Source organism: Paucibacter sp. DJ2R-2 (assembly GCF_025717675.1).
Lineage (GTDB): Bacteria > Pseudomonadota > Gammaproteobacteria > Burkholderiales > Burkholderiaceae_C > Paucibacter_A.
This window is the reverse complement of sequence record NZ_JAJIRT010000001.1, coordinates 326,147-348,845: the sequence shown is the minus strand read 5'-3', so window position 1 is coordinate 348,845 and position 22,699 is coordinate 326,147. Positions and strand designations below refer to the sequence as shown.

Below are 22,699 nucleotides of genomic sequence, written 5' to 3'. Positions count from 1 at the left end.
TCACAGCAAGGCGGCCACCATGGGCAGCAGAACCTGCGAAATCATGAAGGCGCAGAACATATAGGGGAAGGCCACCAACAGGATGCGCAGCAGGGTGCCCCAGACCGACCCGCCATAGACCTTGTACTGGGCCCGGCCCAGGTAGACCAGCAACCACAGGCTCAGCCCCAGCCGTGGCCAGCCCCAGGGGAACAGCAGGGCCAGGATCCAAGCCAGCAAGATGCTGCAATGCAGATAAGCGCCTTGCACCAAATGCTCGCCATAACGGCGGGGGCGTTGCGGGTAGCGCTTGCTGCGCCCCAGGTAAGCCAACTGCATCAGCGCTGCGTAGACCGGCAGCAGGGCGAACAGCACATAGGGGCCCAAGCGCAGCGAGCCGCTCTTGATCTGCTGTAGGCGTTCGGGGCGGCTCAGTCCCTTGTAATGCAGCACCCGCTTGCGCAAGGGATCGGCAATCGGTTTTGGGGCGTCTTCGAGAATCTCCAGCCAGTTATCGCTGATCGTCGGGCCTGATGCCGGCGGGCGGGCCTTGGAGGCCGCAGGTTGGGCGGCAGCAGGGGCAAGGGCAGAGGCGGCCGAAGCGGCAGCGGGCGCTCGCTGTTGCTGCTCCGTGCTGCCCGCCGCACTGTCCTCCGACGGGTTGTCGGCGGTCAGGCGCAAGACCGCAAACAGCAGCAGCGAGAGCACAAAAAACAGCCGCGCTGGGCGTACAAAGTAGCGCCGCCTTCCGGCCAGATAGGCCTGGGCCAGCTCCCCCGGTTTGACGGCCAGATGCCACAGCGTTCGCCCCAGGCGACCGTCCAGCGCCAACAGCCGCCCGCCGGTATGGGCCAAAAACTCCCCCACCGATGGCAGCTCGAGCTTGGTCTCCTGGCCGCAGCGCGGGCAATAGTCCCAGTCGGGTGCGCCGAGTTCCGCACCGCAGTTGCGGCAGGGTGTGATGCATTGCGCGGTATCGGTCCGATCTGGCAGATCTTGCATCGGCATTTCCTTGCTGGAGCAAACAGGGGCCCGCCTTGCGCCAGCAGACAGTCGACCAGGTCGAAGGGCCCGCCGCGCCACCTCGCGCGGTGTACAGGGCTTATCGACTGTACCCGCAGCCGGGATAGCTCCGATGACCGGCATATGGACCCTGAAAATAGGGCAAGACTGGCACCGAGGCCGGGCCATAGCGGCTATGCTGAAAAAGCATCATCAGGCTCCCCTGACCGTCTGGACTTCATGGACATGCAAGCAAGCCCAAGCGCAAGTGAAACGCAGCCTCAGCAGGGAAAGCTGCCGGCTTTTCGGCTCTATGCCGGCGCCAGCTCGATTGTGCTGATCGCCTTGCTGGCCGCGCTGTTTGCCATCTGGCATCTGCGTCAGGAGATGGAGTCCCGCTTGAACAGCGGCACGCAGCATTTGGCGCGCGCGCTGGAGGGCACGTTTGACGGGCTGATCAACACCCTGGACGTGGCTCTGCAGGCTGCTGCCGACGAGATCGAGCATCAGCAGGCCCGCGGAAAGCCTGACAAGGAGGTCATTGACGCGCTGCTGAGTCGTCAGCAGCAGCGCGTGCCCCATGTGGCTTTTCTGCGCGCCACCGATGAGCTGGGCCAGGTGGTCTATGGCCTGGATGATCCCTCCACCAAGGCCTGGATGGCTGACCGCGAGTTTTTCCTTCACTTGCGTGATGACCCCAGCCTGGGCCTTTATGTCGCCAAGCCGGTCATCGGGCGCATTGACAAGCGCATGCTGTGGACCTTTGCGCGCCGCATCAAGCGTGCCGATGGCGGCTTTGGCGGCACGGTCTATGCATCCATCCCCTTGCCAGACCTGGAGCAGATGCTGGCGCAGATCAAGATGGCGCCCGGCGGCTCGATCGCCTTGCGTGATCGGGACCTGGGTCTGATGGCGCGCCATACCTTCGGTCTGGAAAACCCGATTCCTTTTGGGTCGCAAACATTGGCCGATCCCTTCAAGCAGGCATTGCAAGTCAACGCCCAAGAGGGCAGCTATATCAGCGACGGTTCTGGTGTGGATACCTTGAGTCGCAGCTACTCTTACCGGCGCAGCCAGAAGTATGGCTACGTGGTCAACGTCGGGCTGGCACGTGACGAAGAGTTGGGGCATTGGCGTGCCCAGGCTGCCATCTTGGGCGCTCTGGTGGCGGCCCTGGCATTTTCACTGTTCAAGCTGGTGCGTCAGATGCATCTGGCAATGCGGCAGCAAAACGGCTTCATTGCCTCGATGCAGGCGAAAGAGGGGGCCTTGCTGGCCGAGCACCAGGCTTTGATGGACGCCGAGGCGCAGCATCTCAATTTGCTGCGCAAGCTGGATGCCGGCATCGTGGTCCACGCGGCCGACACCCGCATCCTTTTCAACAACAGCCGCGCCGCCGAAATTTTGGGGCTGTGCGATGAGCAGATGCAGGGTCGCATGGCGGTGGATCCGACCTGGTGCTTTCTGGACTCGGCCGGCGTGATCTTGCGCCCCGAGCAATACCCGGTCAGCGTGGTGCTCCAAACCGGCGAAGCGCTGCGGGACATGGAGTTCGCCATCAAGAAACCGGGCAAGCAGTCCTTGACCTGGGTCTCGGTCTCGGCTTTTGCCGATCTGGATGCGCAGGGGCGCATCGACAAGGTGGTGGTGAATTTCTATGACATCAGCGCCCGCAAGGAGGCCGAATTCGTCTGGCGATGCGCCTTCGAGAGCGCTGGCGACGGCGTCTGGGATCTCAATTTGGAAACTGATGCGGCGCAGTACTCGCCGCGCTATCTGGACATGCTGGGCTATTCCGAGAGCGAGTTCCCCTCGACCCAGCAGAGCTGGCTGAGCTTGATCCATCCGGAAGACAAAGCCCGGCTGCAACAGGCGCTGGACGACTATTTGCAGCGCCGCGTTGAGGTCTATGCGGCCGAGTACCGCCTGCGCTGCAAGAACGGTGACTACAAGTGGATCTATGCGCGCGGCAGTGTCGTCAGCCGCAGCGCCGAGGGGCTGCCGCTGCGCATGGTCGGCACCCATACCGACATCACCACCTTGAAGGCGGTCGAAGAAAAGATCTGGCTGCAGGCCAATTACGACGGCCTGACCCATCTGCCCAACCGGCAGCTGTTCCATGACCGGCTCGATCAATTGATCAAAAAGGCACAGCGGGACGAAGAACGCGTTGCGGTGTTGTTCATCGACCTGGATCACTTCAAGGAGGTCAATGACACCTTGGGTCATGATGTTGGCGATGAGTTGCTGGTAGAGGCCGCTTCGCGCATCAAGGATTCGGTGCGCGACTGCGACACCGTGGCCCGGCTCGGCGGCGACGAGTTCACCGTCTTGCTGCCGGAGCTGCATGACCTGGCCGTGATTGGTGCGCTGGCGCAAAAGATCATCGAGCGGGTCTCGATGCCTTACCTGCTGCGCGGTGCGGAGCTGCATGTGTCGGCCAGCATCGGCATCGCCATCTATCCCGACGACGCGACAACGGTGATCGAGCTGACCAAGAATGCCGACCAGGCCATGTATGCGGCCAAGGGGCAGGGGCGCCACTGCTTCCGTTTCTTTACCCGCACCATGCAGGACGACGCCCTGTTGCATATGGTCTTGGCCAGCGATTTGCGTCATGCCTTGAGCGCCGGTCAATTGGAGCTGCGCTACCAGCCCATCATCGATCTGGCCAGCGGTGAAGTGCACAAGGCCGAGGCCTTGCTGCGCTGGCTGCATCCGACGCGGGGGCAGATTCCGCCGAATCAGTTCATTCCCATCGCCGAAGAGACGGGCTTGATCAACCCGATCGGGGCCTGGGTGATCCGACAGGCCATCGAGCAGATCGTCGATTGGAAACAGCGGCTGGGGATCGAGTTCCAGATCAGCGTCAACAAGTCACCCGTGCAGTTCCTGGCAGACCGGCATCATCAGGAAGATTGGCTCAGCCTCTTGGAGCAGGTCGGTTTGAGTGGCAGCAGCATCGTCGTTGAGATCACCGAGGGCGTGTTGATGGACACCGATATGCGTGTCACTGCCCGGCTCCTGAACTACCGAGACCAAGGGGTTCAGGTGGCGATTGACGACTTCGGCACCGGCTACTCATCGTTGTCCTATCTGAAGAAACTCGATGTCGACTACCTGAAGATCGACCAGTCCTTCACCCGCAACCTGGCACCCGATTCCCCTGATCTGTCACTGTGCGAGGCGATCGTGGTGATGGCGCACAAGCTTGGCATCCAGGTCATCGCCGAGGGCGTCGAGACCGAGGTGCAAAGAGAGCTGCTACGCGAAATCAACTGCGACTTTGCGCAAGGCTATTTGTTCGCCAAGGCGCTGCCGGCGCCGGAGTTCGAGCAGCTGTTCTTGCCGCCAGCGCCGGCTCGGTAGCGGGGCTGATCAGGCCAGCTGGTATTGCTTGCCCATACCCAGGCTGGCCGTACTTGGGCTCAGGCGGACTGCAGCCGGCGAGCGCGTTGGCGCTTGTGCGCACCCCAGGCGGTGTGGCCCAGCCAGAACAGCAGCAGGCCCAGGATCAGCAAGGCCGGCACCATCAGCAAGCCGGACTTTTGCACCGCTTTTGGGAACACCTGCGGCTGGCCCAAAAAGAGCGAGTTGGCGGCGATGAACAAGGCCACGGTCATGCGCCAAAGATGGCGGGCCAGGCGGGTGGCGCCGCTGACACCGCGCTGCAAGATCATGCGCAAGTCACCCACGGCGGCCAGGCTGCCGATGATGAGGAACATCACAAAGGCGGCGCCAGGCTGGCCGTCCAGCATGCCGCGCGGGTTCTGTGAGGCCAGCCAGAACAAATAAGCACTGGCGGCCACCACGCTCAAGGAGATGGGCAGCAAGCCATGGTCGAAACGCCCGATCTGCCCGGGCCTGTGTTGGACCGTCATCCACGAGCTCAAGACCAAATAGAAGGTCAGGATGCCGGCAATCACCGAGGCGCGTTCGGGCGTCGGCAGAAACGGTGCGACGACGGCGCCGATGCCGGACATGATCAGCATCGAGATCACAAAGATCTTGCCGATCAGGCGGTGCAGCGGCGTGCCCTTGCGGAACACAAAGGCGGCCGCGCCAGACAGGATGCCGACGCTGCCGGCGCCGATGTGCAGATACAAAACCGCGGCGGCGGCGGCATGAACGAGAGGGGAACTCTCGGGGCTGATGTAGAGGGTGGCCATTGTCAATAACTCCGAAATTCAGTGAATAGGGTTTGCTGGTCTTGTTTTGTTCACTTCGGCTGGCGCTCGAAGAAGGCCCAGATCATGGCCGCGCCGTTCGGCTCCATCGGGGAGGGGCCCAAGAGCCGCGGGCGTTGGGAGTAGGGCTGTGGCAAACCATGTCCGCCGCCATGAATGCTCACCAGTTCGATCTCGGCCTTGCCATCCTGGCTCCAGCGGTTTTGCTCGACGCGCACACCCTCGGCGACGGTTTTCTCACTCGTCAGGGGCTCGCCGGCCAACTGAGCCCAGTTCGCAAAATACTGCGCCGAAGCGCGTGAGGAAACAATCGGGCCGCCCTTGTAGAACAGGCCCAGCAGATTGATCTCACCGCCGGCAAAGGGCACCAGCGGGTCCTCCGTGCCGTTCATGATCATCACCGAGGTGGCTTTTTGCGCCTCCGGCTTGCATTGGAAGTTCTCGGCTGCCGGCACATTGGCGACCACGGCGGCCACTGCCTTGTAGCGGCCCGGCTGCTCCAGTGCCAAGCGCATCGCCATCGAGCCGCCATTGGAAACGCCGGCCGCAAACACGCGCGCTGGGTCGAGCGCCAGCTCGCTGACCAGTTTGTCGACCAGGGCGGACAGGAAGCCCACATCGTCGCCGCGAACGCCGTTCAGTTCCTTGTCGCCGATGCGGCTGCAGTCGTTCCAGTCGGACGCGTAGGCCTTGGGATAGACGACGGCGAAGCCATGCTGGTCGGCCAGGCGCTCAAACGCGTAGCCGGTGCCGATGCGAATGCGTTGTGGGCCTTCGCCCGAACCATGCATCACCAAGACCAGCGGCGCGCCTTTGGGCAGGTCCTTGGGCACATAGGTCCGGTAGCTGTGTTTCACGCCGGCCACTTCAATCGTGCCCTTGCTCAAGTTGCCGGACAGCTGCGGCAATGCGGGCTCGGGCGTGTAGAGGAAGTAGGCGAATAGGCCGGCCAGCACAGCCAGCAGGGCGGTCAGGCCCAAGAAGCCTTGCAGCAGAACACGCAGAACTTTCTTCATGACAAGGCTTTCTTTGGAACAAGGGGATCGACTGTGCCTGTCGCCCAGGGCTGCGGCCAAGCCATGCCGGATCGGCGGCGCCCTTGCAGGGACGAGCGACGCCCGGCCGCGACCAAAGGCGCCAGCCGCTGTTGTTCCGCCCTTGATCGGCCCGTTGCGCGATTCATCCCGCCGCATCGTGTCTGAAAGCCCGGGTCGCGTGGCTCGTCTGAGCGACTGTTCGGGCGGGCGGGTCACTCAACACAATGGCATTGCCTTCTCGAATTCCGCAGCGCCGGCTTGTTCCAAGCCCGCTGCTTCAAGCCACTCACTCAATAGTCAGTCGACCATGAACACTCAGTTTTCTCCAGCTCGCCACAGCTCTTCGATTCACAAAGCCATGCTCACGCTGGCGCTGGCCGCCTCTATTGGCAGCGCCCAAGCCGCCGTCTTCAAGGATGCGCAGCTGGAGTCTCTGCAAGATGCCGGCAAGTTTGTCGAACTGGAACAAGTGGCGCAGACCCGCTTGAAGGCCAATGCCGCCGATCCCGAGGCCAGCGCAGCCCTGTCCTTGGCCATGAGCTTCAGCGATGCCGGCGACGGCAAGCGCCTCGAGTCCGGCGCCAAGCAGGCCAAGCTGTGCGTCGAGCAGCACCCGAATATGGCGGTGTGCCACCTGGCTTCGGCTCAGAACCTCGGCTTGCAGATGATCAGCATGGGCATGGCCAAGGCCATGCGCAGCGTGGGGACCTTGAAAGAGACCTGGGTCCGCGCGCTGGAGTTGGAGCCGAGCAGCTTCACGGCCCGGGTGCAGCTGGCCAAGCTCTATCTGACCGTGCCCGGCATGATGGGCGGCAGCGTGTCCAAGGCCAAGGAGCTGGAGGGCGCCGTACGCAGCAGCCAGCCCGAAACGGCGCGCATCATCCGTGTCCATATTGCCGCCGAGGACAAGAAATGGGCCGAGATGGAGAGCGAGTTGCTGGGCGTCAAGCCGAGCAAGGATGGCGCCATGCTGGACGAGGTGCGCGAGGCCACCCAGCAACTGGCGCGGGTCTATATGAAGGACAACAAGGATTTGGCCAAGGCCAAGAGCCTGTATGAAGGCCTGCACCGCGACCAGCCGAACAAAGCCAATGGCAGCTATGGCCTGAGCCGGGTCTACGCCGCGCAGGGCCAAACCGACGAGGCGATTCGCTACCTGGAGCGGGCCAGGACGCTGGGCGGCGCTGACGAACTGCCCGTCGATCACCGCCTCGGTGATGCCTATCTGGCCAAGGGCGACAAGGCGCAGGCCAAGGCAGCGTACGAGCGTTTCATTGCCAACAAGCGGGCCAACCCGGCCAATGTCGAGGACGCTCGCAAGAGCTTGGCCAAGCTCGGCTGAAGCTGAAGGAAATACAAATGAGCGATCAAGACGTCCCCCTCTGGCGCCTGAATCTGTTGCGCGCCTTCTACTTGCTGATCACGGTCGGTCTGGCCAGCAGCTGGGGGCCGAGCCTCTTGCAGCACAGCGATCTGTGGGCGCAGCGCAGGGGTGAGTTGGGCGCGATGCTGATCGGCCTGGCCATCCTCTGTGTCTGGGGCTTGCGCTACCCCTTGCAGATGTTGCCGCTGCTGATTTTCGAACTGATCTGGAAGAGCATCTGGCTGCTGCTCATTGCGTACCCGCTGTGGCTGGGTGGGGCGATGACGCCGAATGTGCAGGAATCGGCCTTCGCCTGCCTGATGGGCCTGGTGCTGACGCCGCTGGTGCTGCCCTGGCGTTACATCGCGCACCACTACTTCCGCAAGCCCGCTCAACGCTGGCGCTGATCGCTGGCACTGACGTCCGCGCGCCATTGCCGCTCAAGTTTCCAGCCATTCACTCGAGTATTCTGCCGTGATGTCACCCACCACTCCCTTCGAAGCAGCGCCGCTGTCGCCGGCCTTCAATTGGCGGGCGCTTTTCGGCTGGCGGCGCGTGCGCACCGTCATCATCATCTGCACCCTACTGACTCTTTTGCTCAACCTCACCTACGCGAGCTTCAGCTTTCGTTTGCCGATGCGGGTGTTCGGCACCGGCTTGGTTGTGCTGCTGGCTTTCGGTCTGACTGAGCAATGGCCACGCCGATTGCCGGAGTGGCTGGCGCGCTGGGCGCTGCAGGTGGTGGCAGTCGGCTTGGTGGTGCCGGTCACGGTGTTTCTCTTTTACAAACTCGGCACCGACGCGGGCGCACCGGATTTCTGGAAGGAGGAGAAGCGCCTCTTTGGCTTCATGCTGATGAGCCTCTCCGGCATGCTGGTGGCACCTTGGACCGCGCTGACCGCCCTCTTGCGCCAACGGGAGGCAAAAGTGGAAAAACAAGCCAACGACTTCGAGTTGGAACGCAGCGAACTGGCCCGCCAGGCGCTCGACGCGCGCATGCGCTTGCTGACGGCCCAGGCCCAGCCGCATTTTTTGTTCAATACCCTGGCCAATGTGCAGGCCCTGGTGGAAGCCGGTTCGCCGCGCGCCCCGCAATTGCTGCAAAGCCTCACGGACTATTTACGCGCCGCCGTGCCTCGCCTGGACGGCTCGGCCAACACTCTGGGCCAGGAGCTGGAGCTGGTGCGGGCCTATCTGGAGCTGATGCAGATGCGCATGCCGGACCGGCTGGCCTTTGCGCTGCACATCGGCGCCGGTGTGCATCTGCTGCGCTGCCCGCCAATGACCTTGTTGACCCTGGTGGAGAACGCCGTGCAGCATGGCATCGACCCCAGCGAAGAGGGGGGGCGCATCGACGTGCATGCCGAGCTGCTGCAAGGCGGCCGTTGTCGCCTGCGCGTGCTTGATACCGGTGTGGGTTTGCAAGCCACCGGCGGCGGCCTGGGCACCGGCTTGGCGGCGCTGCGCGAACGCCTGCTCTGGGCCTATGGTGGCAGTGCCAGTCTGGAGCTGCGCGAAGTGGCGCCGCATGGGGTGGAAGTGACCATTGAATTCAGCGAGCCCAAGCCATGAACTTGACTGCCCCGACCGCCCTGATCGCCGACGACGAACCGCTCTTGCGTGAAATCTTGGAGGCGCGCCTGGCCGCTGTCTGGCCGGAGCTGCAAATCGTCGCGCAGGCCCGCAACGGCCGACAGGCGATCGAGATGTTCGAGCAGCATCGCCCCACGATCTGCTTTCTGGATGTGCACATGCCGGGCTTGAGCGGTGTGGAAGTGGCCCGCCAGATCGGCAAAAGCGCGCATCTGGTCTTCGTGACCGCTTTTGATCAATATGCCTTGGAAGCCTTTCAGCATGGTGTGCTCGACTATCTGGTCAAGCCGGTCACCGCGGCCCGCCTGAGCGAAACGGTGGAGCGTCTGAAGGCGCGCCTGCAGCAGGCCCAGCCTGCGGTGCATTCGGAGGCCTTGCTGGCGCAGCTGGCCGAGCGTCTCAAACTCGACAAACCCGAGACCTTGCGTTGGGTGCGCGCCAGCGTCGGCCCCTCGCTGCGCATGATTCCGGTCGACGACATCGACTACCTGAAGAGCGACAGCAAATACACCTTGGTCGCCTACCGCGACGAAGGGCAGGTGGCCGAGGCCTTGATCCGCATGCCGCTCAAGGACCTGCTCCCACAGCTCGACCCGCAGCAATTCGCCCAGGTGCACCGCTCGGTGGTAGTCAATCTGCGCTCGATCCGCCGCGTCACCCGCGGTGACAACGAGACCGCTGATATCGAGCTGAAGGGGCGCAGCGAACGCCTACCGGTGAGCCGCAGCTATCTGCAGCTGTTCAAGGAAATGTAGGGCGAGCCAAGCTGGCTCAGTGCTGCGGCCTGGCACTCGCCGCGGCGCGCGCCAGCCGCGTGCGGCGCAGCTGCTGGTCTGAGCTGAAGCCCGCCGCCAGGGCTGCATCGCTGGGGCTGGCGCCGCGGGCCAGGGCTTGCTCGGCCCGCTCGAGCCGTATGGTTTGCAGATAGTTCAGAGGGCTGATGCCGGCATGCTCGGCGAACAAGCGGCTCAGGTGGCGCGGCGTCACGTGGGCGCGCGCGGCCATGGCGTCCATGCTCCAGTCGCGCGCGGGCTCGGCGCAGATGGCGTCTTGCACCCGGTGCAGGGCTGCGTGCAGATGGTGGCGGTGGGCCAGCAGGGGTGAGAGTTCGGGGTCTTTGCTGCTGCGGCGCAGGTAGACCACCATGGTCTGGGCGACGCTCGCGGCCAGGGCTTCGCCGCAGTGCTGGGCGATCAGGTGCAGGCTGAGGTCGATGCCGGCGGTGATGCCGGCGCTGCTGGCGATCTGCTCCTCGGGGCCGTCGAGCACGAAGACGCGGTTGTCCACGACCTGGGCCTCAGGTGCCAGCTGGCGCAACTCGTCCAGCATCTCGTGGTGGCTGGTGCAGCGCACGCCGCGCCCGAGCAGGCCGGTGCGTGCCGCCAGCAAGGTGCCCGAGCAGATGCAGACCAGGCGCCCGCCCTCGCTCAGCAAGACCTGACCCTGCCGGGCCAGCCAGCGCTCGCCGGCCAGCTCCTGCGCCAGTTGTTCGCTGCTCGGCGCGGGCTCGTCGGGTGCCTTGCTGCGGCAGCCGCTGAGGATCAGCCAGCTGCCCGGCGCGAGCGCTTCAGGCGGCGGCTCCAGGCCGCTGAGCTGCAGGCCGACCGAGCTGGCGCACTCGGCTTCCATGCCGATGAAGCGCAGGCGAAAAGCCTCGGGCTGCTGGCGCCGGCGCAGGGCCTGGTTGGCCAGGCGAATGGCCTCGGCCGGCCCGGCCAGATCGAGCAGCAAGGTGCCGGGCTGCACCCACATCAGGACATCAAGTGCTGTGGACATGGTGCGAGCTTAGCGCCTGGATCTGGGTCTCAGGCCGAGACGGCAGCAGCAGCTGCACGCGCCAGGGCCTGGTCCACCGTGCAGATCTCGGCGAATCGGTCCTGCAGCACGGTCTCGGTGCGCAGCTTGATCTCGGCCGGGCTCAGCGTGGCGCCGCTGGCGTGTTGCATGGCGAAGGTCAGCGTGGCCTCGGTCACGTAGTCGACCTGCCAGCCTTCATCGCTGGCGTGGCGGGTGGTGGTCTCGCAGCATTGCTCGGTGCGGATGCCGCTGACGATCAGGCGCTGGATGCCGTTTTGATGCAGCCAGATGGCCAGACCCGTGCCGGCCAGCGCGCTGTGGCGGTGCTTGATCACCTCCAGCGCCGGCTGCAGAGCCGGCAGTTCCTCCAGCGGCCGCACCAGGCCCGAGGCCAAGGCGAAGGCGTTGTCGGCCGTCTCGGGGCCGTCGCTGTGGAAGACGCGCACGATGGGCATGGCTTGGGCTTGAGCGCCTTCGATCAGGCGCCGGGTGGCGGCGAGGAAAGCGGGCAGCTCGGCCGTGCTCCAGTAGGGGCGTTGGCGGAAGGATTCTTGGACGTCGATCAGCAGCAGGGCGGTTTTCATGGGCGGGTGCTCCGGGTTGAAGGTGTGCGTTTCAGTGCCTCCACTGTGCCGCCGTGGCGGGCCTGCGTCGCGCCTGATCGGGCCCGCTTTCGGTCAAATCCGGACATGGCCGGGCCGGCCTCGTTTTTTGCAGTCCACCTTGGGCCACCCGCGCGTGGCCTCAGCACCTCAGGCGATTCACGACAGGGGCTGCGGTTTTCTCAGCGTGTCCGGGTGTGAGCGGGCTCAGCCTGCGGTTTCGATGGAGAAGCTCTTTGCCGGCCAGCGGCAGGCGCATCGGCACCGGCCGCTGGCCCTGTGTGCCATCATGAGAAATATTTCAGATATATTTATAAAAATTCACCCTGAATCGAGCCCCTCCCAAGAAGGCCGGATATGCCAAGAATCAAGGAACTGCTGCGCGACAGCTCGCGCCGAATCGCCCGTTTGAACTGCATGGGCGTGCTGGCCAGCGGGCTGCTGCCCGCCCTGCAAGCTTTCAGCGCCGAGCCTTCACCGCCGCCGCCGCAGGCGTCGGTGGACCAGGTGTTGGTTCGCAAGCACCGCTGCAACGACAGCTTGGAGCTGCGCTCCCAGGCTTTGAGCCCACAGCAAGAAAGCGCAATTTGCCGGGAGTTGAGCGAGATCGAGGCGCGCTTTCATCGCGTCTTCGGCACCGAAGGGCGGCCGATCAAGAACGACCAGAATCGTTCCCTGCGAGCCAATATCTATGCCTCGGGCTATGACTTTGTGCGTTATGCCGGTCAGCATTTCAATATGCCCACCAACAACGGCGGCATGTATCTGGAAGGTCTGCCCGATCAGCCTGGCAATCAGGCGGAGTTCGTCGCCAACCAGCGCAATGATGGCAGCGTGCGCAATCTGGGGCATGAGTATGTCCACTACCTGGACGGGCGCTTCAATCTCTACGGTGATTTCTGCGCCAATCTGCATGACTCCCACGACGCCCCCGAGAACTGCCCGAAGCCGGCGCCGCTGACGCCCTACCTGATCTGGTGGACGGAGGGCGTGGCCGAGTACATCGCCCATGGCCAGCGTCACCCCCGCGCCCTGAGCCTGGCTGCGAGCAAGACCTTCAGCCTGAGTCAGTTGTTCGACACCGGCTACCTCAGCAACAGCGGCGACGAGCGCGTCTACAGCTGGGGCTATCTGGCCGCACGCTTCATGCTGGAACAAGAGCGGCCGCGACTGGATCACATGCTGAGCTTCACCCGCGCCGGGGACTATCCGCGTTACCAGGCTTTGGTGAGGAGCTGGGGGCAGGATCTTGACCCGGCCTTCTCAGCCTGGCTGGGCACGCTGGCCCCAGCCACCGAGCCGGCGCCCACGCCCTGAGTGGCGCACGGTCGGCCTTGGCGAGCCCGGCAGGGGCTCGCGAGTGGATCAGCTTTTTGCTCTTGGGTGCTTCAGCTCCGAGCCTTCAAGCCCAGTGCTTTCCAGCCCTCCAGGCCCAGCTTCTCCAGCGTGGCCATATTCGCCTCGTAGATGGCGTCGGTGTCGGCCATGGTCTCGGTCGCGCGCTCAATGCTGCTCTCGCGCAGCAGGTGCAGGGTGGGGTAGGGCGAGCGGTTGCTGTAGTTGCTGATGTCGTCGATATCGGTGCCGGCGAACTGGTAGTCGGGGTGGAAGCTGGCGACTTGCAGGAGGCCGTCCAGCTCCAGATCTTCGACCAGGGCGTCGGCGGCGCCTAGGAAATCGTTGAAGTCCAGGAAGTCCGTCAGCACGCGCGGGTGGATCAGCACCGTCGTTTCGATTTCGTCCGGGTCGGCCCGGTTCAGGGCCAGCAGCTCGCGGGCCAGCTCCTTCAGCAAGTCTTCCGGCGTTGCGGCCTGGCTGACCACATAACGCAGCCGATTGTTGACATGCACGCTCTTGGCAAAGGGGCAGAGGTTGAGGCCGATGACGGCCTTCTCCAGCCAGTGCTGGGTCTCCTGGCGGACGGCGTCGATCTCGGCGTCGCTCAGTGTGGGATCCGATGCGGGGCTTGGGGTGGCGTGGTCGCTCATGGGGAGAAAAACTCAAGTCGGAGAAGAAGAAAAAGGCGAGCCGGAGTTCAGCCCCGCCAGGGTCTGGTGCGCCGCCTCGCTGGCCTGCGCCAGCAGCTGCGCTTTCCAGGCCGGGGTGTCGATGTAAAAGGCGTCGCGGATCTGGCGCTTGATGGCCAGCACCTGCTCGGGCGGCGCCTCGGGGTGGGCCTCCAGCCAATGGTCGGCGCGCAGGGCCAGGATCATCTCGTCCAGCGGCACGGTGCCGAACTCCAGTGCCATGCCGGTGTAGCGCGCGCCCGGCGCCACCTGGGCGAACACCGGCTCGACGATGGACCACATCAGGCCCACCAGCGGCGCCGAGCTGGAGTTGCCTTCGCTCAGCGAGGTCACGCCCGCGCCCCACCACTGGCGTGCGCGGGCCAGGCTTTCGCCCGTGTCCTGCCCCGTGTAGATGCGCTCGCCATGGCCGCAAGGCCCCAGGCCCGTGTGCAGGTCGATCCAGGCCAGCTCACGCACACCGGCCAGGTGCTCTTCCAGCACATGGCGCAGGGTGATGTGGCTCCAGGTCGGCGCGTGGCCGCCGTAGAACAGGCCCAGCTCCTGCGTGTACTGGCCGCCGCTGACGGCCTGCTGCCAGGCGGCCCGGCCGTGGCGGGCGATGTAGTCGCTCAAGCGCGCCTCGTTCTCGGCGCTGGGCGGCCACTGGCGGGGCAGCAGGGCGCTGGCCAGCTCCTCGTAGCCCGGGTTGGCGGGCAGGGGGCGTTGGTGGAAATCGACGAAGTTGCGGTTCAGGTCCACGCCTTCCTGCGTCACCCGGCGCCACCAGGAAAAGCCATGCGGGTTCAGGCCGTGCAGATAGAGCACACAGACACCACTGGCGCGCACAGCGGCCAACCATTGTGGGTCCGCCAGCAGCCCGCATTGAATGCCCGAGCCGGCAAAGCCCTCCACGCCATGGCAAGCGCTGCTGAGGATGAGCAATCGCTCGGCCCGGCCGCGCGCCGGGCCTTGGCGCAGCACATCGAGGGCCAAGGCTTCGCCCTCGCGGCCCAGCAGCGGGTGGGCGCGGCTTTCGACATCGAGGCCGGCGGCCTCGGCCGCAGCCAGGAACTTGGTGCGCGCCTCGGCATAGCTCTGCGCGAAAAAGGCTTCGGCGTGCTGGGCCATGGCGGCGTCCTCCAGTCCGTCCTTCAGGTCCGCGGCTGCTTCAGCCAGGCCTCGGCCAGCTGCACCCACATGGAGCCGCCCAGGGGGATCAAATCGTCGTTGAAGTCGTAACTGGGGTTGTGCAGGGTGCAGGGGCCCATGCCATGGCCGCCGACGCGGTGGCTGCCGTCGCCATTGCCGATCAGGAAATAGCAGCCCGGCTTTTCCTGCAAAAAGAAGCTGAAGTCCTCCGCGCCCATGGTGGGCTCGAACTCCTGCACGCTCTCAGGCCCGACCATGGCGCTCAGCGTCTGGCGCACGAATTCGGTCTCGGCGGGGTGGTTGATGGTGGGCGGGTAGTTGCGGCGGAACTTGAATTCGCAGCTGACCTCGAAAGCGCTGGCGATGCCTTGCGCCATCTCCTCCATGCGCCGCTCTATTAGGTCCAGCAGCTCCAGGGTGAAGGTGCGCACAGTGCCCTCGATCACGCAGGAGTCGGGGATGACGTTGGTGGCCTCGCCCGCATGGATCATGGTCACCGAGATCACGCCAGCCTCGGCCGGGCGCTTGTTGCGGCTGATGATGGTCTGGAAGGCCTGCACCATCTGGCAGGCCGCCGGCACCGGGTCCACGCCCAGATGCGGCATGGCCGCATGCGCGCCCTTGCCGCGCAGGGTGATCTTGAACTCATTGCTGGAGGCGAACACCGGCCCGGTCTTGAGCGCAAAGGCGCCGGCCGGCATGCCCGGCCAGTTGTGCGCGCCGAACATGGCCTCCATGGGGAAGAGCTTGAAGAGCCCGTCCTTGATCATCTCGCGCGCACCGCCGCCGCCTTCTTCCGCCGGCTGGAAGACCAGGTAGACGGTGCCGTCGAAATTGCGGTTGGTGGCCAGATGCTTGGCGGCAGCCAGCAGCATGGCGGTGTGGCCGTCGTGGCCGCAGGCGTGCATCTTGCCGGGCTGGGTGCTGGCGTGCGCAAAGGTGTTGTGCTCCGTCATCGGCAGGGCGTCGATGTCGGCACGCAGGCCCACGGCACGCTCGCTCGTGCCGTTCTTGACGATGCCCACCACCCCGGTCGTGCCCAGGCCGCGGTGCACCGGAATGCCCCATTCGCTCAGGGTTTGGGCGATCAGGTCCGAAGTGCGCTGCTCCTGGAAGCAGAGCTCGGGGTGGGCATGGATGTCGCGGCGCAGGCGCTGGATCAGCGGCGCATCGGCCAGGATGGAGTCGATGAACTTCATGGCGGCGTGGCCAGGTCGGCCCGGTGGGTGGGTGAAGGGGGCAGAAAGACTGCAGGGCGCCAGTCTAAACCGGGGCATCCATCGCGGGGCGGAGCGGCATGCATGCCGCCCATCCAAGCGGGTCTTGCGGACAAAGCGGGCTTTTCTTTCGTTTGCCGCGCCCTTGGGCTTCTATGCTCAGAGCCTTCACTGCAACAGGGCAGCGTTTGGCTGCTGACGCTCATGACATCTCGCCCGGCATCGTCGACGTCGTCGTCCTCCACCTACTCCTCCTTCAAGTCTTGGCTGAGCCTGGCCGCGGGCGCTGTCCTGCTCGGCTTGGGTGGTTGCGCCAGCGTCAAGCAAGCGCCCGCCGGCGAAGACGCCTCCGCCAAGCGCTTCGAAGCGCCGGCTGGCCTCTCGCGCATTTACATCTACCGCAACGAATTCCTGGGCACCCTGGTCGGCCTGGACCTCAGCGTGGACGGCCAGGTGGCCGGCACCACCAAGGGCAAGACCTTTGTCATCGCCGATGTGCCGCCGGGTGACCACGAAATCGTCTCCAAGGGCGAGAACACCCACCAGCTGCGCATCAGCACCCAGATCGGCCAGCCCAGCTTCGTCTGGCAAGAGGTCAAGATGGGCCTGCTCAGCGCCGGCTCGCGCCTGCACGCCGTGGATGCCGCCACGGGCCGGGCCGGTGTCAATGAAAGCAGCCTGGTGGATAGCCCGTTGATGCGGGGGGGGGCGGGGGCTGTTGCAGCTCCTGCAACGACTCCCGCGCCAGCTCCAGCTGCAGCTGCTACGCCGAGCGAGAAATCGGCTGCGGCGGTGCCTGTTGCTGCACCTGCGCCAGCACCTGCCCCGGTGACGATGCCGGCGGCGTCTCCAGCGCCAGCCCAAGCGGCGGCTCCCGTGTCTGCGCCCGTAGTTCAGAAAGCGGTGCCGGTCGCAGCCCAGCCTCTGGCACCCGCCAGCAAACTCGCACCGAGCCGCTATGAATTCGAGGCCGAACGGGTGGCCATGGAACGTGGCTGCCGTGGCGCCGGCGGTGTGCGTCCGAGCGCACGCCTGGTCGCGCGTGAAGGCCATGTGGAAAGCTTCGAGATGTCTTGCGCGCCGCTGCGCGTGCGCTGCGACACGGGCATGTGCCGGGTCATGGACTGAGCTTGACCCCCGGGGGCATGTGGCCGAGCCCCGGGGCTTTGTGCGCAGCGTGCCCGGCTCTTCGGGCAGCTGTGCAATAGTCTCGCTATGCACGACCTCAGCCCTTCGCCCTCCTCAGCTTCTTCCCCCCACATCGTCAAGGGCGCCTGCCCGCACGACTGCCCCGACACCTGCGCCTTGCGCATCACGGTCGACCAGGGCCGGGTGATCAAGATCCAGGGCGCGGCGGATCATCCGAGCACCCACGGGGCGCTGTGCACCAAGGTCTCGCGCTATGCCGAGCGCACCTATCACGAGGAGCGGCTGCTGCGCCCGCTCAAGCGGGTCAGCCGCAAGGATGAGGCGCCGCGTTTTGAGCCGGTCAGCTGGGCCCAGGCCCTGGCCGATATCTCGGCGCGGCTGAAGACCATCGCTGCGCGTGACCCGCAGGCCGTCCTGCCCTACAGCTATGCCGGCACCATGGGTTTGCTGCAGGGCGAGGGCATGTCGGCGCGCTTTTTCAACAAGCTGGGCGCCTCGCAGCTGGAGCGCACCATCTGCGCCTCGGCCGGTGCGGCGGCGCTGAATGCGACCTACGGCCACCGGGTCGGCATGCACCTGCCTTACTTCGCCGAGAGCCGCCTGATCCTGATCTGGGGCAGCAACTCGATCGCCTCCAATCTGCATTTCTGGACCTACGCGAACAAGGCCAAGCGCGAGGGCGCCAAGCTGATCTGCATCGACCCGCGCAAGACCGAGACGGCAGACAAATGCCATCAGCACATCGCCCTGCTGCCCGGCACCGACGGCGCCCTGGCCTTGGGCCTGATGCATGAGCTGATCGCCCATGACTGGCTGGACCACGACTACATCGCCCGCCATGTCGATGGCTGGGAGGAGCTGAAGGCGCGCGCGCTGAACTGGCCGCCCGAAGCGGTGGCCGAGGTCTGCGGCATCACGCCCGAGGAGGTGCGCGGCCTGGCGCGCGATTACGCGCAAACGAAGCCGGCGGCCATCCGCCTCAACTACGGCATGCAGCGGGTGCGCGGCGGCGGCAATGCGGTGCGCCTGGTGGCCTTGCTGCCTTGCCTGACCGGCGCTTGGCGTTCGCGCGCCGGCGGCCTGCTGCTGTCCAGCTCGGGCTGGTTCGCGCCCTTCAAGAACATGGCCGCGCTGGAGCGGCCCGAGTTGCTGGCTGGCCGCCAGCCGCGGCTGATCAATATGAGCACCATCGGCGACGATCTGCTGCGCGAGGCTTCGCCCGAGTTCGGCCCCAAGGTGGAGGCGCTGATCGTCTACAACAGCAACCCGGTGGCGGTGGCGCCTGAGTCGCCCAAGGTGGTGAAGGGCTTCCAGCGCGAGGACTTGTTCACCGTGGTGCTGGAGCATTTCATGACCGACACGGCCGACCTGGCCGACTATGTGCTGCCGGCCACCACGCAGCTGGAACATCTGGATGTGCACACCAGCTACGGCCACACCGATGTGCTGATCAACGAGCCGGCGATTGCGCCTGTCGGCGAGGCCAAGCCCAACACCCAGATCTTCCGCGAGCTGGCCGCGGCCATGGGCTTCGAAGATGAGTGCTTCCGCGAGAGCGACGAGCAGCTTGCCCGCCAGGCCTTCACGGCTGAGATCGATTTCGAAGCCTTGCGCGCCCAGGGCTGGCAAAGCCTGCCGCTCAAGGAGGCACCGTTTGCTGAAGGGCGCTTCCCCACGCCGAACGGCCGGGCGCAAGCGGCCGGCGCGGACTTCGTGGCCAATTACGAAAGCCGCCGCTCCAGCCCCGAGCTGGCGGCGCGCTATCCGCTGGCCATGATCTCGCCGCCAGCGCGCAACTTCCTCAACTCCAGCTTCGTCAACGTCAAGAGCTTGCGTGACATCGAGGGCGAGCCCCTGGTCGAGCTGCATGCTGAAGACGCTGCGGCCCGCGGCCTGCAGGACGGCGCCATGGTCCGGGTTTTCAATGACCGTGGCAGCTATCTGTGCCGTGCTCGCATCAGCGCGCGCGCGCGGCCCGGGGTGGTCAACGGCCTGGGCGTGTGGTGGCGCAAGCTCGGCGCCGGTGGCAGCAATGTCAACGAGGTGACGCACCAGCGGCTCACCGATCTGGGCCGGGCACCGAGTTTTTACGACTGCCTGGTCGATGTGGTCGCTGCCTGAGATGCTGAAGCGCTGGCGCTGGTGGACGTTTGGTGCGCTGGGCACCGGCTTGGCGCTTTCGCTGGGCGGCTGCGCGCAGATCGGCTATCTGGGCCAATCGGTCGGCGGCCATCTGCGCCTGGTTGCAGCGGCCAAGCCGGTGGAGGACTGGCTGGCTGACCCGGCGCTCAAGCCCGCCTTGCGCGAGCGCCTGCAGCAGAGTCAGCACATGCGCGACTTCGCCGTGCAACAGCTGCACCTGCCCGACAACAACAGCTACCGCCGCTATGCTGACCTGGGCCGCTCGGCCGCGGTCTGGAATGTGGTGGCCACGCCCGAGCTGAGCCTGACGCTCAAGACCTGGTGCTTTCCCATCATGGGTTGCGTCGGTTATCGGGGTTATTTCAATCAGGCCGAGGCCGAGGCCTATGCCGCCGAGCTGCGCGCGCAAGGCCTGGAGGTCATGGTCTACGGCGTGCCGGCTTACTCCACCCTGGGCTGGAGCCGGTTCTTGGGTGGCGACCCGCTGCTCAACACCTTCATGGCCTACCCGGAAGCGGAGCTGGCCGGGCTGATCTTCCATGAGCTCTCGCACCAGGTGGCCTATGCGGCCGACGACACGCAGTTCAATGAATCCTTCGCCACCGCTGTCGAGCGGCGTGGTGCCCTGGCCTGGCTGCAGGCCCAGGGCGGCAGCGCCGAAGGCCAGAACTATCTGAAGCGCCAGGCGCGGCGCGAGCAGTTCCGCACCTTGACTGGCGGCTACCGCGCGCGGCTGGGGGCGCTTTATGCGCAGCCGCTCACCGATGAGGCCAAGCGCGCGGCCAAGGCGCAGCTGATGGCCGAGCTGCGTGTGGACTACGCGCGGCTGAAGGCTGAGTCCTGGGGTGGTGACAGCGGCTATGACGGCTGGTTCACGCGCGCCAACAATGCCAGCTTCGCCCTGCTCTCGGCCTACACCGAATTGGCGCCGCAGTTCGAGGCTTTGCTGGACCGCGAGGGCGGCGACTGGCCGCGTTTCTATGCAGCCGTGAAATCCCTGGCGGAGCTGCCGCCGGCGCAGCGCAGAATGCGCCTGCAAGACATCAAGAACACTGGAGAGTGAGAAAGAGAACACACCATGGCTGACATCCGCATCCACCGTGACCATGCCCTCGGGCTCAAGCGTGCCCGCGAGATCGCCTGGGCCTGGGCCGAGCAGGTCGAAGAAAAATTCGACATGGAATGCACGGTGCTAGAAGGCAAGACCAGCGACACCGTCGAGTTCACCCGCTCCGGCGTCAAGGGCGAGTTGATCGTCACCGCCGACCACTTCGAGCTGCACGCCAAGCTGGGCCTGCTGCTGGGCGCCTTCAAGTCCACCATCGAAGGCGAGATCCAGAAGGAGCTCGACGGCCTGCTGGCCGCCGGCGCCATCGACAAGAAACCAGCGGGCAAGAAAAAGCCGGCTTGAAGCCGGCTGCTCGGTTCGCGGGGCTAGGCCCCGCGAGGGCGCAAATCACTGCAGCGATTCGATCAGGTCGATGTAGCTTTGCATGGCCTCATCTAGGGTCTGACCCTTGAGCTCGTTCCAGGCGTCCCACTTGGCGCGGCCGACCATGTCGGTGAAGCCGGGGCGGCTGCAGTCGACATCACCGCTGCTGCCTTGCTTGTACAGGGCGTACAGCTTCAGCAAGGTCATATTGTCCGGGCGCTCGGGCAGTTGCTTGGAGGCTGCAACAGCGGCTTCGAATTGATCTTTCAGGCTCATGGTGTCTCCTAGATGGCTGTGGGTGCCGACTGAACTGGTAACAATCGGGATGGACGCCGACGATGTTACCCAGCATTGTCTGGGCGAGACACTCTAAATCCTCAAGGAGACTGCATTGGCCCACGCGACGGAACGCATGTCCAAGGTCGACACCGCCTGGCTGCGCATGGACACGGAGTCCAACCTGATGATGATCGTCGGGGTCTGGATCATCCGGCCTGGCATCAGCCTGGCGGCCTTGCGCGAGCGCGTCGAGGCGCGGCTGCTGCAGTACGGGCGCTTTCGCCAGAAGGTGGTGGAAGACGCCATGGGTGCGCAGTGGGTGGAGGACGACGATTTCGACATCGCCCGCCATGTGCAGGCCGAGGAGTTACTGCCTCTGCGCGGCCAGAGCCGGCAAGACTGTCTCAAGGGCCGGGTCGGTGAGTTGGCCGCCGAGCCGCTGAACCCGGCGCATCCGCTCTGGCAGTTCCAGCTGATCGAGGACATGGGCGATGGCACGAGCGCCCTGGTCGCACGCATCCACCACTGCATCGGCGACGGCATTGCCTTGATCGCCGTGATGCTGTCCATCACCGACGGTGGCAAGGCGCCGCCGAAGCGCCTGCAGCAGCCGCGTGACGACCAGGACTGGTTGACCGATGCCTTGCTCAAGCCCATCAGCGCCATGACCATCAAGGCCATCCGCGTGGCCGGCGCCGGCATGGCCAAGTCGGTGGACACCTTGATGCAGCCGCACCACCCGCTTGACAGCTCCATGGACATGGCGCGCATGGGCTACCAGGCGGTCAGCGATGTGGCGGCCTTTGCGCTGATGGCGGACGATTCGCCGACCCGCCTCAAGGGCAAGCCCGGCACGCAAAAGCGCGTGGCCTGGGACGAGGGCCTGCCGCTCGATGCCGTCAAGGCCGTGGGCAAGGCCCTGAACTGCTCGATCAACGATGTGTTGCTCAGCTGCGTGGCCGGTGCGATGGGGCGTTACTTGCAGGCCAAGGGCGAGGACGTGGCCGGCAAGGAGATCCGCGCCATGGTGCCGGTCAATCTGCGGCCGATGGAAAAGGCCTACCAGCTGGGCAACCGATTCGGCCTGGTTCCGCTGGTGTTGCCCATCGGCATCGAAAACCCGGTCGAGCGCCTCTACGCCGTGCGCTCGCGCATGCAGGACTTGAAGGGCAGCTTCCAGCCGGTGCTGGCCTTTGGTCTGCTGTCGGTGGCAGGCTTGTTGATCAAGCCGGTGCAGCACGCGATGCTGAATATCTTTGCCAAGAAGGCGACGGCGGTCATGACCAATGTGCCCGGCCCGGCTGAGGCCTTGCATTTCTGCGGCTCGACGGTGGAGCGGGTGATGTTCTGGGTGCCGCAGTCGGGCGATATTGGCGTCGGTGTCAGCATCCTGACCTATGCCGGGCGAGTGCAATTCGGCCTGATCACCGACAGCACTTTGTGCCCGGACCCCGAGGGCATCATCGAGCAATTCGCCCCCGAGTTCGACAAGCTGCTGACCCTTGCTTTGATGCTGCCTTGGGGCGAAGAGGGCGCTGAGTTGTAAGTCAGCGTGGCGGGCCGGATTTGGCACCTAGCGGTCGTTCGCAACGAAGTTTCAGCACGCAGAGCCCGCGGAGGACCGCAGAGGGCGCTGAGACCCAAAGTGCTGCCTTTTTCTCTGCGACCTCTGCGACCTCTGCGACCTCTGCGGTCCTCTGCGCTCTCTGCGCTCTCTGCGTCCGTATTCAGCCGCACGCGAGCGGCCGCTCCATGCCATGTG

20 protein-coding genes are annotated in these 22,699 nt (G+C 65.2%); 11 read left to right on the top strand and 9 right to left on the bottom strand.

Features of this window, described 5'->3' with window-relative positions:
- Positions 1–981 (bottom strand): DUF3667 domain-containing protein, encoded by a 981-nt coding sequence (locus tag LNV28_RS01575; protein ID WP_263516829.1) that lies wholly within the window; start codon positions 979–981, stop codon positions 1–3.
- Between the two features lie 246 nt (positions 982–1,227).
- Between LNV28_RS01575 and LNV28_RS01570 the strand changes: the two genes are divergently transcribed.
- On the top strand, positions 1,228–4,350 hold the full coding sequence (locus LNV28_RS01570) for a bifunctional diguanylate cyclase/phosphodiesterase (RefSeq protein ID WP_263516830.1): 3,123 nt from the start codon (positions 1,228–1,230) through the stop codon (positions 4,348–4,350).
- 59 nt (positions 4,351–4,409) lie between these two features.
- Here the strand turns inward: LNV28_RS01570 and LNV28_RS01565 are convergent, their stop codons facing one another.
- Entirely contained in the window at positions 4,410–5,150 is a 741-nt protein-coding gene (locus tag LNV28_RS01565) for a DUF2306 domain-containing protein (protein WP_263516831.1), read from the bottom strand.
- 50 nt (positions 5,151–5,200) lie between these two features.
- Positions 5,201–6,184 carry an extracellular catalytic domain type 1 short-chain-length polyhydroxyalkanoate depolymerase gene (locus LNV28_RS01560; RefSeq protein WP_263516832.1) on the bottom strand — a complete coding sequence of 328 codons (984 nt, stop codon included), beginning with the start codon at positions 6,182–6,184 and terminating at the stop codon, positions 5,201–5,203.
- Between the two features lie 379 nt (positions 6,185–6,563).
- On the opposite strand from LNV28_RS01560, the gene LNV28_RS01555 reads away from it, so the two are divergent.
- The 4 genes from LNV28_RS01555 (at position 6,564) to LNV28_RS01540 (ending at position 9,916) form a co-directional block, all read left to right on the top strand.
- A complete protein-coding gene (locus LNV28_RS01555; protein ID WP_263516833.1) occupies positions 6,564–7,547 on the top strand; it encodes a tetratricopeptide repeat protein in 984 nt (327 codons plus the stop codon).
- Between the two features lie 17 nt (positions 7,548–7,564).
- Positions 7,565–7,975, top strand: a complete 411-nt coding sequence (locus tag LNV28_RS01550) for a hypothetical protein (RefSeq protein WP_263516834.1) — start codon at positions 7,565–7,567, stop codon at positions 7,973–7,975.
- Between the two features lie 70 nt (positions 7,976–8,045).
- On the top strand, positions 8,046–9,140 hold the full coding sequence (locus LNV28_RS01545; protein ID WP_263516835.1) for a sensor histidine kinase: 1,095 nt from the start codon (positions 8,046–8,048) through the stop codon (positions 9,138–9,140).
- A complete protein-coding gene (locus LNV28_RS01540; RefSeq protein WP_318013816.1) occupies positions 9,137–9,916 on the top strand; it encodes a LytR/AlgR family response regulator transcription factor in 780 nt (259 codons plus the stop codon). Before LNV28_RS01545 ends, LNV28_RS01540 begins: the two co-directional genes overlap by 4 nt.
- Before the next feature lie 16 nt (positions 9,917–9,932).
- On the opposite strand, the gene LNV28_RS01535 is transcribed toward LNV28_RS01540, so the two are convergent.
- Both LNV28_RS01535 and LNV28_RS01530 read right to left on the bottom strand, forming a co-directional pair.
- On the bottom strand, positions 9,933–10,937 hold the full coding sequence (locus LNV28_RS01535; protein WP_263516836.1) for a GlxA family transcriptional regulator: 1,005 nt from the start codon (positions 10,935–10,937) through the stop codon (positions 9,933–9,935).
- Between the two features lie 29 nt (positions 10,938–10,966).
- Positions 10,967–11,542 (bottom strand): cysteine hydrolase family protein, encoded by a 576-nt coding sequence (locus LNV28_RS01530; RefSeq protein WP_263516837.1) that lies wholly within the window; start codon positions 11,540–11,542, stop codon positions 10,967–10,969.
- 375 nt (positions 11,543–11,917) lie between these two features.
- Between LNV28_RS01530 and LNV28_RS01525 the strand changes: the two genes are divergently transcribed.
- On the top strand, positions 11,918–12,877 hold the full coding sequence (locus tag LNV28_RS01525) for a collagenase (RefSeq protein WP_263516838.1): 960 nt from the start codon (positions 11,918–11,920) through the stop codon (positions 12,875–12,877).
- A gap of 71 nt (positions 12,878–12,948) precedes the next feature.
- On the opposite strand, the gene LNV28_RS01520 is transcribed toward LNV28_RS01525, so the two are convergent.
- The 3 genes from LNV28_RS01520 to LNV28_RS01510 are packed head-to-tail and all read right to left on the bottom strand — an operon-like array spanning position 12,949 to position 15,917.
- Positions 12,949–13,548, bottom strand: coding sequence for a DUF1415 domain-containing protein (locus tag LNV28_RS01520; RefSeq protein WP_263516839.1), 600 nt, complete (start codon positions 13,546–13,548; stop codon positions 12,949–12,951).
- 12 nt (positions 13,549–13,560) lie between these two features.
- Complete coding sequence (locus LNV28_RS01515; RefSeq protein ID WP_263516840.1) at positions 13,561–14,697, bottom strand: M14 family metallopeptidase; 1,137 nt, start codon at positions 14,695–14,697, stop codon at positions 13,561–13,563.
- A 23-nt stretch (positions 14,698–14,720) separates the two neighbouring features.
- Positions 14,721–15,917 (bottom strand): M20 aminoacylase family protein, encoded by a 1,197-nt coding sequence (locus LNV28_RS01510; protein ID WP_263516841.1) that lies wholly within the window; start codon positions 15,915–15,917, stop codon positions 14,721–14,723.
- Positions 15,918–16,139: 222 nt separating this feature from the next.
- On the opposite strand from LNV28_RS01510, the gene LNV28_RS01505 reads away from it, so the two are divergent.
- The 4 genes from LNV28_RS01505 (at position 16,140) to LNV28_RS01490 (ending at position 20,637) form a co-directional block, all read left to right on the top strand.
- Positions 16,140–17,063, top strand: a complete 924-nt coding sequence (locus LNV28_RS01505) for a DUF2846 domain-containing protein (RefSeq protein ID WP_263516842.1) — start codon at positions 16,140–16,142, stop codon at positions 17,061–17,063.
- A gap of 87 nt (positions 17,064–17,150) precedes the next feature.
- A complete protein-coding gene (locus tag LNV28_RS01500; protein WP_263516843.1) occupies positions 17,151–19,205 on the top strand; it encodes a molybdopterin-containing oxidoreductase family protein in 2,055 nt (684 codons plus the stop codon).
- Entirely contained in the window at positions 19,189–20,289 is a 1,101-nt protein-coding gene (locus LNV28_RS01495) for an aminopeptidase (protein WP_263516844.1), read from the top strand. Before LNV28_RS01500 ends, LNV28_RS01495 begins: the two co-directional genes overlap by 17 nt.
- Positions 20,290–20,304: 15 nt before the next feature.
- Entirely contained in the window at positions 20,305–20,637 is a 333-nt protein-coding gene (locus LNV28_RS01490; RefSeq protein WP_263516845.1) for a polyhydroxyalkanoic acid system family protein, read from the top strand.
- Positions 20,638–20,682: 45 nt separating this feature from the next.
- On the opposite strand, the gene LNV28_RS01485 is transcribed toward LNV28_RS01490, so the two are convergent.
- Complete coding sequence (locus LNV28_RS01485; protein WP_263516846.1) at positions 20,683–20,934, bottom strand: acyl-CoA-binding protein; 252 nt, start codon at positions 20,932–20,934, stop codon at positions 20,683–20,685.
- 136 nt (positions 20,935–21,070) lie between these two features.
- On the opposite strand from LNV28_RS01485, the gene LNV28_RS01480 reads away from it, so the two are divergent.
- Positions 21,071–22,483: a wax ester/triacylglycerol synthase family O-acyltransferase gene (locus LNV28_RS01480; protein WP_263517159.1), complete on the top strand. Its 1,413-nt coding sequence runs from the start codon at positions 21,071–21,073 to the stop codon at positions 22,481–22,483.
- Positions 22,484–22,699 lie beyond the last annotated feature (216 nt).